This is a genomic window from Streptomyces gossypii (assembly GCF_025165795.1).
GTDB classification, from domain to species: Bacteria; Actinomycetota; Actinomycetes; order Streptomycetales; family Streptomycetaceae; genus Streptomyces; species Streptomyces gossypii.
The window spans coordinates 196,307-209,023 of sequence record NZ_JAJAGO010000007.1 but is presented as its reverse complement, the minus strand read 5'-3'; the positions used below and the strand labels follow the sequence as shown (position 1 = coordinate 209,023).

Genomic DNA, 12,717 nt, shown 5'->3' with positions numbered 1-12,717 from the left:
TGTTGTCTCTGGTCAACATGCGGTTTTCCAGCCCGGGGGGCAGGCGAAGTGCTGCCCGGCAGCCGAGTGGCTGCCGGGCAGCACTTCAAGAGCTCGGACTGATCGCGTTCACGGGAGGTGCGACCCATAGGCCGCCCGTCGGCATGACCGCATCCGCGACAGGTCGAGCCATCCATCAACTGCCGATGCTGGTCGGCCACCGACAAGGCCACCATCACGGCTCTGGCCGGGATGGTGCTTTCTGCTCATCCTGGAGGCGACCCACACGTGCCGGATTCCTTCGTTCACCTGCACAATCACACCGAATACTCGATGCTGGACGGCGCGCAGAAGCTGAAGCCGATGTTCGGCGAGGTTGCTCGGCAGGAGATGCCTGCGATCGCCATGAGTGATCACGGCAACATGTTCGGCGCCTACGAGTTCGCTCAGGTCGCGAAGGGCTTCGAGGGGATCAGGCCGATCATCGGCATCGAGGCGTACGTGGCGCCTTCCTCCCGGTCCGTCCGGAAGCAGGAGTTCTGGGGGCCAGGGGGCCGTCGCGCGATGAAGGCAGACGGTGAGGGGGCGAAGGACGTCTCCGGTGGCGGCCGCTTCACTCACATGACCATGTGGGCGCGGAACAGCCAGGGTTTGCGGAACCTGTTCTGGCTCAGCACGCAGGCCAGCTATGAGGGCCAGTTCCCTGCAGGAAAACCGCGCATGGACCGGGAGCTGATCGCTGAACGGCCAGACGGCGTCATCGCCACCACCGGCTGCCCCTCCGGCGAGATCCAGACCCGCCTGCGGCTGAACCAGTACGAGGAGGCGAAGGATGCCGCCGCGGCCTACCAGGAGATTTTCGGCCGCGAGAACTATTTCCTGGAACTGATGGACCATGGCCTGGACATCGAGCGTGAAGTCCGTGAAGGCCTGCTGGGTCTGGCCAAGGACCTGAACATTCCCCTCCTGGCCACCAACGACGCGCACTACGTCACCGAGGACCAGGCCGACGCTCACGACAGCCTGCTGTGCATCGGTGTCGGCAAGAACAAGGACGACCCGGGCCGCTTCCGGTTCAACGGCTCCGGCTACTACCTCAAGAGCGCCGCCGAGATGCGCAGCCTGTTCTCAGAGCTCCCGGAAGCCTGCGACAACACCCTGCTGATCGCCGAGCGCATCGAGTCCTACGACGAGGTCTTCGACTACGTCGACGAGATGCCGCAGTTCCCGGACGTGCCCCAAGGCGAAACGCAGGAGTCGTGGCTTCGCGGGGAAGTCCTCAAGGGCCTGGCGATGCGCTACGGGAACCCGATCCCCCAGCACGTCCTGGACCGCTTCGAGACCGAGATGACAGTCATCGGCCCCATGGGCTTCAGCTCCTACTTCCTCGTCGTGGCGGACATCTGCCGCCACGCCCGGGAGCACAAGATCCCGCTCGGTCCGGGCCGGGGTTCGGCCACAGGCTCCATCGTTGCCTACGCCACCCGCATCACCGAGCTGTGCCCCCTGGAGCACGGCCTGCTCTTCGAACGGTTCCTGAACCCCGAGCGCATCAACCCGCCGGATGTGGACCTCGACTTCGACGACCGCCAACGCGACAGGATGGTCCGCTACGTCACCGAGAAGTACGGCGACGAGTACACCGCCATGGTGAACACGTTCGGCAAGATCAAGGCCAAGAACGCGACCAAGGACTCCTCACGCATCCTCGGCTACCCCTACGCCCACGGCGAGCGGATCACCAAAGCGCTCCCGCCGGACCACAACGGCAAGTCCGCCCCGCTGGCTGCCATCTTCGACTCCTCCCACGAGCGGTACGGCGAGGCCGGCGAGATCCGGCAGATGTATGACAACGAGCCCGACGTGAAGCGGGTACTCGACACCGCCCGCGGGGTGGAGGGCCTCACCCGCGGAACCGGCGTGCACGCCGCTGCGGTGATCCTTTCCAAGACGAAGCTCACCGACCGCATCCCCCTGCACATGCGTGCCGCGGACGGCGTGAAAATCACTGGCTTCGACTACCCGTCCTGCGAAGCCATGGGCCTGATCAAGATGGACTTCCTGGGGCTGCGGAACCTGGGGGTCATCGACCAGGCCATCGAGAACATCCGCGAGAACCGGGGCATCAGCCTGGCCACCGTGGACCCCCTGGACGCCGACCCGTCCACCGTCGTCATCCCCCTGGACGACGCCAAGACGTACCGGCTGCTGGCCGAGGGCAACACCTTCGGCGTCTTCCAGCTCGACGGCGGCGGCATGCGCGTACTGCTGAAACAGATGGAGCCCACCCGGTTCGAGGACATCGCCGCGGTCAACGCCCTCTACCGTCCCGGCCCCATGGCGGCCAACGCGCACACCAACTACGCGCACCGCAAGACCGGGCGCCAGGAGATCACCCCGATCCACCCCGAGCTGCGCGACGCCTTGGAACCGATCCTCGGCAACACCTTCCACCTGCTCGTCTACCAGGAGCAGATCATGGCCATCGCCCGGGAACTGGCCGGGTACACCCTCGGCGGCGCCGACCTGCTGCGCCGTGCGATGGGCAAGAAGAAGCCGGAGGTGCTGGCCGCGGAGTGGGACAAGTTCCACGACGGCATGCGGAGCAACAGGTACAGCGAGGAAGCGATCAGGGCCCTGTGGGACGTCATGCTCCCGTTCTCCGGCTACGCATTCAACAAGTCCCATACCGCCGGCTACGGCCTCGTCTCGTACTGGACCGCCTACCTCAAGGCCAACTACCCGGCCGAATACATGGCCGCCCTGCTCACCTCGGTCGGCGACGACAAGGACAAGGCCGCGATCTACCTCGCCGACGCACGCAAGAACAGCGTCCGCGTACTCCAGCCCGACGTGAACGAGTCCGTCGCCGAGTTCACCGCCGTCGGCGACGACGTACGGTTCGGGCTGCGATCCGTACGCAACGTCGGTGACCACGTCATCGAGGCCATCGTCGATGCCCGCCACCGGAAAGGGAAATTCACCTCTTTCTCCGACTTCCTCGACAAGGCCGCCCTGCCCGCACTGAACAAAAGAGCGGTGGAGTCCCTGATCAAAGCCGGCACCTTCGACTCCCTGGCGCATTCACGCAAGGGCCTCACCGCCATCCACGAGGACGCCATCGACGCGATCATCCCCGTGAAGAAAGCGGCAAGCTTCGGACAAGACGATCTCTTCGCCGATCCGGGCGGAGAAGGAAGCGGCGAACCGGCCTTCGGCCTCGACTTCCCGATCGACGACGCAGAGTGGCCCCGCCGACAGCTCCTGGCGACCGAACGCGAAATGCTCGGCCTGTACGTCTCTGCCCATCCGCTGGATGGCGCCGAGCACGTCCTGGCCGGCGCCCGAGACTGCTCCATCGCTGAACTGCTCGCATCCGGCCGGACCAACGGAGACGTTCAGCTCTCCGGGCTGATCACCGGCACCCAGCTCAAGATGACCAAACAGGGCAACGCCTGGGCCATCGTGAACCTCGCGGACCGTGATGCCGCCATCGAGGTCCTCTTCTTCCCCGCCTCCTACCAGCTCGTGCAGCACGCGCTGGCCGAAGACAACGTCATCTCCGTCAAGGGCAGGATCGAGCCCAGGGACGGAACCGTGAACATCTTCGGCAGAGAACTCGCGGTACTGGATGTGTCCTTGGCCGAGCACGGCGGAAAACCCCCCGTGCGGCTTGCCCTCCCCGCCCACCGGATCACCGAACAGTCCGTCAGAGAACTGAAGCGCATCCTCACGGACCACCCGGGCCACAGCCCAGTCCACCTCCATGTCCGCGGCGCACGCAAGACGACCGTGTACGCCCTGCAGGCCAAGGTGGACGCCACCACCGTCGCATCCGACGTGAAGGGCGCCTTCGGAGCTGACGCGTGGGCAGGCCTGGCATGATGCCGGGGACCAGGGGTGCCCCTGCACGTGTGCGGATCATCGCCGGGCACTGATCGCCGCAGACCATCCAGCGCCGACCTGTCCGTGGCGGCTCCCGCTCCGTCGGCGCCGCTGACCGCATCGCTGAGGGCGTTGCAGGCACCCACAAGTGTGATCGGGCGGTGGTGATCGTGGTCCCCCGGCGTACATGCTCTGATCAGGGAGGCTCCCCAACCGTGGTCCCTGGGCGGCCCATCGATGCTGACACAGTCAGCTCCATGATGTGTCTGAGGACGAGAAAAGGTGCCCTGAGCTGGGATTTCTCCCTGCTCAGGGCACCTCCTGCACCGTCGGGACGACAGGATTTGAACCTGCGACCCCTTGACCCCCAGTCAAGTGCGCTACCAAGCTGCGCCACGTCCCGGTGCCCCGTCTGGACCGGGTTTCCCCGTGCCGGTCGGGCAAGAGAACAATACCGCACTCTCGGAGGTGATCGCTCACGCCGGGGGTCCGGACCGCCGGGGCCCTGATCAGGTCAGCGTTCCAGGACCAGTGCCTGGCCCTGGCCCACGCCGATACAGAGGGTGGCCAAGCCCGTACCCGAGCCGGCTGCCGCGAGCTGGTGGGCCACCGCGCCCGCGAGCCGGGCGCCGGAGGCGCCCAGGGGGTGGCCGATGGCGAGGGCACCGCCGCGCGGGTTGACGGCCGACGGGTCCAGTTCGGGCCAGTGGGCGAGGCAGCCGAGGGCCTGGGCCGCGAACGCCTCGTTGAGCTCCATGGTGTGCAGCTCGCCGAGCCCGCGTCCCGCCTTGGCCAGGGCCCGCCGGACGGCCTCCACCGGCCCCAGCCCGAAGAGCTGCGGCTCGATACCGGTGACGGCCGACGCGCGGATGAGTGCCAGCGGCTCCCGTCCGGTCGCGGCCAGCCCTTCCTCGTCCGTGAGCAGCAGGGCGGCCGCGCCGTCGTTGAGTGGGGACGAGTTTCCCGCGGTGACCGTGCCGGTGCCGTCCCGGCGGAAGACCGGCCGGAGCCCGGCGAGTTTCTCGGGTGTGCTGCCGTCCCGGATCGTCTCGTCGCGGGGGAGGTCCGCGCCCTCGTACGGGGCGATCTCCGCGTCGTAGGCGCCCTGTGCCCAGGCCCGTGCGGCCTTGCCGTGGCTGTCGGCCGCGAAGGCGTCCTGCTGCTCGCGGCTGATTCCGTGCCGCTCCGCGATCAGCTCGGCGCCCTCACCCAGCGAGACCGTCCATTCGGGGCGCATCCGCTCGTTGACCATGCGCCAGCCGAGGGTGGTGGAGTGCATCTCGGGTGCACCGGCGGGGAAGGCGCGCTCGGGCTTCGGCACCACCCACGGGGCCCGGCTCATCGACTCCACCCCGCCCGCGATCACCGCCGTCGCGTCACCGACGGCCACCGTGCGGGCCGCCTGCACGACGGCGTCCAGCCCGGACGCGCACAGCCGGTTGACCGTGCTGCCGGGTACGCTCGGCGGCATGCTGGCGAGCAGCACCGCCATCCGCCCGACGTTCCGGTTCTCCTCCCCGGCGCCGTTCGCGTTGCCGAACACGACTTCGTCGACGCGCCCCGGATCGAGTCCGGGCGTACGGTCCAGCAGGGCCCGTACGACATGGGCCGCCAGGTCATCGGGCCGGGCCTGGGCGAGTGCGCCGCCGTACTTGCCCACCGGGGTGCGGACGGCGTCGACGACATAGACGTCGCGGAGTCGGTCGTTGGTCATGGCACGCATCGTGGCAGCAGCGGCGTGCCATGACCAGGCCGTGGCCAGACCTTACGGATCTCTGACGGCCGGGTGCGGCACTCGCCGCCGCCCCGTGAGCGGCCCTAGCGTGACCTCATGCGCGTACTGGTCACAGGAGGAACGGGCTTCATCGGCTCGCACATCGTGGATGCTCTCCGGGAGGCGGGCCACGAGCCCGTGTCGCTCGACACCGCCGCGGGTGACGGGCCCGCGGGCGGAGACGGGCGGCAGGGCATCACCGCTGACGTACGGGATGGCGCGGCCGTGGCCGACGCGCTGCGGGGGGCGGACGCGGTCTGTCATCAGGCCGCCATGGTCGGCCTGGGCAAGGGCTTCGCGGACGCCGCCGCCTATGTGAGCAACAACGATCTGGGCACCGCGGTGCTGCTGGAGCGGATGGCCGAGGCCGGGGTGCGTACTTTCGTGCTCGCCGGCTCGATGGTCGTGTACGGCGAAGGCCGGTACGTCTGCCGGGTGCACGGGGTGGTGCGGCCCGGACCACGGTCCGTACCGGATCTGGACGACGGCCGCTTCGAGCCGCCCTGCCCGCACTGCGGCGCCCCTCTCGCGCCCGGCCTGGTCGGCGAGGACGCCCCGGCCGATCCGCGCAACGTCTACGCCACGACAAAGCTGGCCCAGGAACACCTCGCGGCGTCCTGGGCACGTGCCACCGGCGGCCGGGCCATCAGCCTGCGCTACCACAACGTGTACGGCGACGGTATGCCGCGCGACACCCCGTACGCGGGCGTCGCCTCGTTCTTCCGTTCCGCACTGGAGCGCGGCGAGCCGCCGAGGGTGTACGAGGACGGGGCGCAGCGCCGCGACTTCGTGCACGTACGGGATGTCGCGGCGGCGAACGTGACGGCGCTGGAGTCCCTGGCGGGCCAGGCGGGCCAGGCGGGCCAGGCGGGGCGGGAGCGGCCCGAGGGGGAGCTGCGTGCGTACAACACGGGCAGCGGTGAGCCGCACACGATCCTGGACATGGCGACCGCGCTGGCGGCGGCGTACGGCGGGCCGATGCCGGTGGTGACGGGGGAGTACCGGCTCGGAGACGTCCGCCACATCACGGCCTCCTCGCAGCGGCTGCGCGACGACCTGGGCTGGCGGGCCCGGGTCGGGTTCGAGGAGGGGATGAAGAAGTTCGCCCATGCCCCGCTGCGGGCGAGCAACCCCGGGCGCGCCGGGGCCAGTTGAGGGCTCGCGTTGACTGGAGCTCCTGGAGCCTCGCGGATCCGGCGAGGCCGCACGGGACGAAGGCGCGGTACGCGCCAGTAGCCCCGGGATCCGGGGCGGCCACCGGACATGGCATGCTCCTGAGCGCGGCTGGATCGTTGATCGACTTCGCGCCGGTGGCGGTACGGGGGCGGTCGGGCTGGATCGATGCGCTGGATGCCCGACGAGTGGAGAGAAGCAAGTGGAGAGACGGAAGTGAAGAAGGCAGGAATCCTCAATCGGCACCTGGCCGCGGCCATGGCCGAGCTGGGCCACACCGATCAGGTGGTCGTCTGCGACGCGGGCCTGCCGATTCCCTACGGCCCCCAGGGACCCAGGGTGGTCGACCTGTCCCTGACCGCGGGCGTGCCGGGATTCGCCACGGTGCTCGACGCCGTCCTGGCCGAGCTGGAGGTCGAAGGCGCGACGGCAGCGAGTGAGGTGCGCGACAAGAACCCGCAGGTCGCCACGTATGTGGAGGGCCTGTTCAGCGGCCTGGAGCTGGTGCCGCACGAAGAGTTCAAACAACGGGTCCACGCTGCCCGGCTGGTGATCCGCACCGGCGAGGTCACCCCGTACGCCAACATCATCCTCCACTGCGGCGTCCCGTTCTGACGAAGCCCGGCCGCGCCGTGTGGGGAAGCGACAGCGCCCGCCCTCATCGTGCCTGAGGAGGGGCACTCCGGCCGAAGCCGGACGGTGGAGTCGCCCCCGTCGCGGGTACCGAGGATAAACGTCCACGCACCCATCGGCTTCGGCCGGGCGAGCACTGAGGAAGTTTCGTCAGGAGAATGCGGCCGTGTCCAATGCCAGGTCGGCGACGACTGCGGTGTGGTCTGAGGGCCGTGTTCCATCGACGGGAGCATCTCCAGCGCGTCGCACTGGGCAGACACGTCCGAGGCCGTCGGGGCCGGGCAGTCCTACGTGGATGTAGTCGCATCGCACGTTCGGTTCGAAGGTGCGGGCGGCGAAGGGGTTGGCCGCGTCCCGGGTGGCTGACGGCGCCGCCGGATCGGCGTATGCCGCATGATCCGGCATGGGGCGGAAGCGTGGAACGAGCCTCGTTCCGCCCCTTGTCGGCCGGGACTGACCGCGAGCCGCGACGGTCCCCTCCTGAGCCGTGGTGGTCCGATGGGTCCGTCGTCGAGTGGGCCGATGTTTTCCACAGCGCCGGCAAGCCCTCGGTGGTGGCGGGTTCGGTCAGGAAGGGCGAATCGCTGTCCGTCGGATCTACTGTCTGTGCATCAGCAGGTGGCCGCGGCGGTGACGTTCACCCTCGCGGGGCTCACGCAGCATCCGGCCGATCTCGGCGAACCCGGCCTCGCCCGCGAGCTTGGCGAGGTCGTCGACGGGCCACCGGTACGCCGTAACCACCGCATGGTCGAAGGTCGTCACGGGCCCGCCCTCTGACTCGAAGAAGGCGAGCAGGAGGTGGCCGCCCGGGGCCAGGACCCGCCGGAACTCAGCCAGATAGGACGGTATGTCCTGCGGCGGGGCGTGAATGACCGAATACCAGGACGCGATGCCGCCCAGCTCTCCGTCGGCCAGCTCCAGCGCGTCCATCGAGCCGATGTCGAAGCGCAGATCCGGATATGCCTTGCGGGCAAGATCGATCATCACCGGCGACAGGTCGACGCCGAAGACGTCCAGTCCCAGATCCCGCAGGTGCGCCGTGACAGGGCCTGGGCCGCATCCAAGCTCCGCGACGGGCCCCGCACCGGCGGCCCGCACCGACTCGGCGAATGCGGCGAGCACCGCGCGGTCCAGTGGAAAATGGGCAAGGTCGTTGCGGGGCAAACCGGCGTAGGTAACGGCGATGTCATCGTACGCCGCTGCTGTCGTGCGCAGGCAGGAAGAGGATTCGCTCACCAGGTTCACACTAGAGCGTGTCCGATGGGTCATGTGACCGGCGATTGGCGAGATCGTTCCGGCTGGTGTGGGGCGGGGCGATCTTTCTGACGCGCAGTGGGCTCGGTTGGAGCCGCACCTTCCGAAGAACGTGGGACGGGGCGGGCGGTGGAAGTGTCGTCGCGAGGTGATCAACGGCATTCTCTTCCGCCAGCGCACCGGCATCCCCTGGCGCGACCTGCCGACGCGCTTCGGGAAGTGGAAGACCTGCCACGACCGGCATCGGCGCTGGTCGGCGGACGGCACCTGGGAGAACGTGCTGCGTGCCGTCCAGACCGACGCCGACGCCGAGGAACGTATCGACTGGAGCATGGTCGGCATTGACTCGACGACCTGCCGGGCCCATCAGCATGCCGCCGGGGCTCGAAGGCGTCCGCCGCGAATTCCAAGGAAACGGGTCCTGCCCGCTCAGCATCGCCCCGACGAGGCTCTCGGCCGGTCCAGGGGAGGTCTGACCACGAAAACTCATCTCGCCGGAGACGGCGGCTGTCGGCCCTTGGCGGTGCTGATCACGCCAGGGCAGTGGGGCGACGCACCTCAGTTGATCCCGGTCCTTGAGCGCGTTCGCGTACGACGGCCGGGTGGCGGTCACCCGCGCACCCGGCCTGATCACCTCAGCGGCGATAAGGCGTACTCATCCCGTCCTAACCGCCGGTACCTGCGCAGGCGCCGGATCAAGCACACCATCCCCGAACCGAGGAACCAGCGGGCCAGCAGGCAGCACCGTGGCAGCCGGGGCGGTCGGCCCACCGGCTTCGACAAGTCGCTCCACAAGCGCAGGAATGAAGTCGAGCGAACGATCAACGCCCTCAAGGGCTTCCGTGCCGTCGCCACCCGATTCGATAAGAGGGCATACATCTTCCACGGCACCGTGACCGTCGCAGCCATTCGCCCCTGGCTGCGCTCATGACCCGCCGAACAGCCCTTAGGCGCGTGCGGTCAGCTCAGCCGGGCATCGGCGTACACGGTCATCGCATCGCGCTGGTAGACGGCGAGACCGTCGGCGATCTTGTCGAAGTTGGCCCGCATCTGCGGGTCGTCGACATAGGTCTGGCCCACTCCCTTGTACGCGGCCGCGGTCGGGGTCCAGAACCGGCAGATGCCCTGGTAGTTGGCGTCCACCTCGGCCTGTACCGCAGGGTCGGACACCGGCGTGCCGGCCACCATGAACTCCGCCATACGGATCATCTGCGCCGTAACCTCACGCTGCCAGCGCTCCGTGTCCTCGGAGGTCATCGCCTCGACGGCCTGCCGGGACTGCTCCCACGCCTGCGGCCACCGCTCCCGTACCTCGGCCTCGGCCTCGGAGGGGGCCTGGAAACCCTCGAACAGGTTCTCCGGCTTGTTGATCTTCGTCATATGGCCCTTGCCCTTACCTTCTTCCAGTTCGGCGATGGTGCGGCCGACCGTACGGGCCAGCGTCTCCAGCCGGTCCCGTTCCGCGAGCAGCCGTTGGTGGTGCTCACGGAGCACGGCCACCTGGCCGAGCTGGCTGTCCAGGACCGCCTGGATCTCGCGCAGCCCCAGGTCCAGTTCCCGCATCAGCAGGATCTGCTGCAACCGCAGCAGATCGGCCTCCTCGTAGTAGCGGTGCCCGTTGCTCCCGATCCATGCGGGCGGCAGCAGGCCGATCTCGTCGTAATGCCGCAGCGTCCGCGATGTCACCTTGGACATCCGCGCCACCTCCGCGATCGACCAGGCCATTGCCGGTGCCTCCCTCGCCGGGCCGGTCTCTCCGGCCACACACATGACCGTAGAAGTTGCCGCAACGGAAAGCGCAAGCCCGAAGCCCTGTTGGACAGGCACCAGGGCCTGACCCGTCGGACAGGCCCTAGTCTCCCTCGCCGCGCGGCTTGCGGGAGCCTGCTTCCTGTTCGTCCACCACGTCGCCCACCTCACCGGTCCAGCCTGACCCGAACGACAGGTCCTGGTTCTGCGGGACGTTCTTGACGAACACGATGCCGTCGCTGTTCGGCAGGTGGGCCGGGTCGAGTGGGGCGTAGCCGTACCAGGGGGATACGCGGGGGGCGGGCCGCGTGTCACCGAGGGCGGTGGCCAGCCGGGGGGAGGCGACGAGGCAGCGGTCCTCCGGGAGCGCGTACAGGAGTCCTTCGACGGTGTCCGGTGACGGGGTGTCCACCCCCTGGTGCCGGATCGTACCGAGGGCCGTCGCCAGGAAGGCGTAGTCCTCGCCCAGATGGGCGCTCACGACTGCACCGGCGCCCCACCACTCCAGCAGTGGCTGGTCCCACATGCGCATCGTGCTCTTGTCGCGCTGGAGATGGCCGTTGTGGGCGTTCACCAGCGTCGGGCCCCGTTGGGCGACGGCGAGGAGGTTGTCGGCAATCATCTGGTCCCGCAGGCCGACGAGCCGCGTCATACGGCCCGGTGAGGTGTCGGCCATCCAGTGGTGGTAGCGCAGCAGGCCGGTGGCGGTGCGCCCGTACAAGCGTGCCCGGTCCCAGTCGTCCGGCGAGGCCGCCGTGATCAGGTGCGGTGTCTGCGCGTGGAGCAGCGCCACCAGATCGTCGGCGTGCAGTCGCAGTTCGGTGGCTTCGGCCGACTGCCCCGCGGACTCGGTCGGGTCCATCATCGCGGCGGTGTTCGTCCACCGGTCGTCCGCGCCGAGCAGGCGGTCGAGCGTTTCCGCTGTGCAGGGGAGCAGGTCAGCGTCCACCCGGCCCGCGAGGTAGCGGTGGAGCGCGGTGAGCGCCTGCCGGGGGCTCGCGGCGCCGGTGATCTCCAGGGGGCCGTCGACGCCGGCGAAGCGGAGCCGCTCGGAGGACGCCTGGCCGTTGTTGTACTCCCTCATCCAGCGCACGAGTTCACGGTTGGCCGCGGAGGCGCCCCATCCGTGGCTGAATCCGTGCTCCATGACTTCGTCGAGGGTGCCCGTGCCCGAGGTGACGTAGGCGTCCACGACCAGGCCCCTCATGCAGTCGCTCTCCAGCGCGATCGTCCGGTAGCCCTCCTGCTCGACGAGCTGCCGGAAGAGTTCGTTGCGCAGGTCGAGCAGTGCGTCCTCGCCGTGGGTGGGCTCGCCCAGAGCGAGCAGCCGCGGCCGGGCCGGAAGCAGCTTCATGACGGCGGTGGCTTCGACGGCATGGGCGATGTCTGTGATGTCAGTAGCCATGCCTTCAACGGTATCGTTGAACTTTCGGTGGAAACTTATCCGCGACATGGGCAGGCACGTGGGACGAAACCTTCAAAGGGGCGAGCGGCTTCGGCCGATTGACCTGGCGCGCGGGCACGGTCTGTCCACGCAGGCCGTCAGGAACTACGAGGAGGCCGGAATTCTTCCGGTCGCCGGTCGCACCCTCCACGGCTACCGCACCTATACCTCGCTGCACGCACGGGCCCTGCGCGCGTTTTTGGCCCTGCTGCCCGGCCACGGCCATCAGACGGCGACGGCGATCATGCGGGCGGTGAACGAGGGCGCGGCCGATGAGGCGTTCCACCTCATCGACGAGAGCCATGCCCAGCTTCTCGACGACCGTCGGACACTCCAGGCCGTGGAGAGCGCCCTCCGCGACCTGGAGCCCGCCACGGAGCCCGAGCCCGGTGTGGGGTCCGAGCCGGCCGCGGGGTCCGGGTCCGGCGGCACGTTCATCGGGCCGCTGGCAGGGAAGCTCGGGCTCCGGCCCGCGACGCTGCGCAAATGGGAGCGCGCCGGGCTGGTCCGCCCGCGCCGCGACCCGCAGACCGGGTACCGCGTCTACGAGAAGGCCGACGTACGGGACGCGGAGCTGGCACGCCAGCTCAGGCGGGGCGGCTATCTGCTGGAGCAGATCGCCCCGCTGATCGCCCAGGTGCGGGCGGCGGGCGGGCTGGAGCCGCTGGAGGCCGCACTGGGCGACTGGCGCGGTCGGCTGTCCGCTCGGGGGCGGGCGATGCTGACCGGGGCCGCCGAGCTGGAGGCGTACCTGCGCGAGCGCGGCTGAGACGCCGGGATCGTCTGCTGACGCGGAGCCCTGCCCCTCGGGCGGGGGAGCCGGGAT

General features: G+C 69.1%; 9 protein-coding genes and 1 tRNA gene. 5 read left to right on the top strand and 5 right to left on the bottom strand.

Annotation, left to right across the window (positions count from 1 at the left end; all coding sequences use genetic code 11):
- Window positions 1–267 precede the first annotated feature (267 nt).
- Window positions 268–3,864: a DNA polymerase III subunit alpha gene (gene dnaE / locus LHJ74_RS16680; protein ID WP_260218826.1), complete on the top strand. Its 3,597-nt coding sequence runs from the start codon at window positions 268–270 to the stop codon at window positions 3,862–3,864.
- Between the two features lie 329 nt (window positions 3,865–4,193).
- Here the strand turns inward: dnaE and LHJ74_RS16675 are convergent.
- Both LHJ74_RS16675 and LHJ74_RS16670 read right to left on the bottom strand, forming a co-directional pair.
- A tRNA-Pro gene (locus LHJ74_RS16675) sits at window positions 4,194–4,267 on the bottom strand.
- Between the two features lie 111 nt (window positions 4,268–4,378).
- A complete protein-coding gene (locus LHJ74_RS16670) occupies window positions 4,379–5,578 on the bottom strand; it encodes a thiolase family protein (RefSeq protein WP_260218825.1) in 1,200 nt (399 codons plus the stop codon).
- A gap of 117 nt (window positions 5,579–5,695) precedes the next feature.
- On the opposite strand from LHJ74_RS16670, the gene LHJ74_RS16665 reads away from it, so the two are divergent.
- Both LHJ74_RS16665 and rbsD read left to right on the top strand, forming a co-directional pair.
- On the top strand, window positions 5,696–6,793 hold the full coding sequence (locus LHJ74_RS16665; RefSeq protein ID WP_260218824.1) for an NAD-dependent epimerase/dehydratase family protein: 1,098 nt from the start codon (window positions 5,696–5,698) through the stop codon (window positions 6,791–6,793).
- Window positions 6,794–7,027: 234 nt separating this feature from the next.
- Entirely contained in the window at window positions 7,028–7,426 is a 399-nt protein-coding gene (gene rbsD / locus LHJ74_RS16660; protein WP_260218823.1) for a D-ribose pyranase, read from the top strand.
- 615 nt (window positions 7,427–8,041) lie between these two features.
- On the opposite strand, the gene LHJ74_RS16650 is transcribed toward rbsD, so the two are convergent.
- Window positions 8,042–8,713 carry a class I SAM-dependent methyltransferase gene (locus tag LHJ74_RS16650; RefSeq protein ID WP_375546764.1) on the bottom strand — a complete coding sequence of 224 codons (672 nt, stop codon included), beginning with the start codon at window positions 8,711–8,713 and terminating at the stop codon, window positions 8,042–8,044.
- A 34-nt stretch (window positions 8,714–8,747) separates the two neighbouring features.
- Between LHJ74_RS16650 and LHJ74_RS16645 the strand changes: the two genes are divergently transcribed.
- Window positions 8,748–9,629 carry an IS5 family transposase gene (locus LHJ74_RS16645; RefSeq protein ID WP_260218821.1) on the top strand — a complete coding sequence of 294 codons (882 nt, stop codon included), beginning with the start codon at window positions 8,748–8,750 and terminating at the stop codon, window positions 9,627–9,629.
- Between the two features lie 29 nt (window positions 9,630–9,658).
- Here the strand turns inward: LHJ74_RS16645 and LHJ74_RS16640 are convergent, their stop codons facing one another.
- Window positions 9,659–10,423, bottom strand: a complete 765-nt coding sequence (locus LHJ74_RS16640) for a MerR family transcriptional regulator (protein WP_260219036.1) — start codon at window positions 10,421–10,423, stop codon at window positions 9,659–9,661.
- Between the two features lie 127 nt (window positions 10,424–10,550).
- Window positions 10,551–11,852 carry an erythromycin esterase family protein gene (locus tag LHJ74_RS16635; protein WP_260218820.1) on the bottom strand — a complete coding sequence of 434 codons (1,302 nt, stop codon included), beginning with the start codon at window positions 11,850–11,852 and terminating at the stop codon, window positions 10,551–10,553.
- A 58-nt stretch (window positions 11,853–11,910) separates the two neighbouring features.
- Here LHJ74_RS16635 and LHJ74_RS16630 point away from each other — a divergent pair, with 58 nt between their 5' ends.
- Window positions 11,911–12,660: a TioE family transcriptional regulator gene (locus tag LHJ74_RS16630; protein WP_260218819.1), complete on the top strand. Its 750-nt coding sequence runs from the start codon at window positions 11,911–11,913 to the stop codon at window positions 12,658–12,660.
- Window positions 12,661–12,717: the final 57 nt, after the last annotated feature.

Excerpts from the sequence above, each read along its gene's own strand:
- LHJ74_RS16635 (WP_260218820.1), bottom strand. The coding sequence starts at position 11,852 with ATGGCTACTGACATCACAGACATCGCCCATGCCGTCGAAGCCACCGCC.
- LHJ74_RS16665 (WP_260218824.1), top strand. The coding sequence starts at position 5,696 with ATGCGCGTACTGGTCACAGGAGGAACGGGCTTCATCGGCTCGCACATC.
- LHJ74_RS16650 (WP_375546764.1), bottom strand. The coding sequence starts at position 8,713 with ATGACCCATCGGACACGCTCTAGTGTGAACCTGGTGAGCGAATCCTCT.
- LHJ74_RS16670 (WP_260218825.1), bottom strand. The coding sequence starts at position 5,578 with ATGACCAACGACCGACTCCGCGACGTCTATGTCGTCGACGCCGTCCGC.
- LHJ74_RS16640 (WP_260219036.1), bottom strand. The coding sequence starts at position 10,423 with ATGGCCTGGTCGATCGCGGAGGTGGCGCGGATGTCCAAGGTGACATCG.